1 protein-coding gene is annotated in these 641 nt (G+C 70.0%); it reads right to left on the bottom strand.

Annotated elements, in window-relative coordinates; genetic code table 11:
• Nucleotides 1-467 (bottom strand): hemerythrin domain-containing protein (locus E1281_RS39820; RefSeq protein WP_131884837.1); only part of this gene is annotated, 467 nt, incomplete at its 3' end.
• Between the last annotated feature and the right edge of the window lie 174 nt (nt 468-641).

Below are 641 nucleotides of genomic sequence, written 5' to 3'. Positions count from 1 at the left end.
GGCCGGGTGGGGGCGGTCGCCTCGGCGGCGCGGACCGCGGCGGCGAAGCCCTTGAGCTGGACCGGGCTGAACTGGTCGCGCAGCCGGTCGAACTCGTAGCGCTCCTCGGCCCGGGCGTGGGTCAGCACGTCGATGCGGAGCTTGTCGATCGACTTCAGGAACGCGGGGTCGTCGGTGTCCATGCCGTCCAGCTCGGACAGCAGCTCCTTGGCCTCGCGCTCTTCGGCCAGGCGGTCGTCCACGATCCCGTCGCCGCCGGGCAGCCGTCGGGCCACCGGGTGGACGATCTCCTCCTCGGCGGTCTCGTGCACGGCCAGCAGCCGTACCAGCGCCCGGAACGCCTCCTTGCGCTCCCGCCCTTCGGAGTGCATCACCTCGTCGAACAGGTCCCGGATCCGGCCGTGCTGCGCCTTCAGCAGGTCGACCAGGTCGGTCGTGGACGAGACGTCCGTCGTCTTGGTGCTCACGGGTCTCCCTCGCTTCGTCGATCGGTCCGCTACTGGTAGCGGTTCTGGCGCATGCTCGGGACGGGGTGCGGTCCCTCGGTCTCCAGCCGGTACTCCTCACCGAACTTGTGCTGGTGGTCCTCCATGACCTGGTCGCTGGGCGGCCGCTCGGCGTTGATCTTGTCCTGGTACTCC

The sequence above is a fragment of the Actinomadura sp. KC345 genome (assembly GCF_004348515.1).
GTDB lineage: Bacteria > Actinomycetota > Actinomycetes > Streptosporangiales > Streptosporangiaceae > Spirillospora.
The sequence above is the reverse complement of the archived record's forward strand: the minus strand, read 5'-3'. Positions and strand labels throughout refer to the sequence as shown.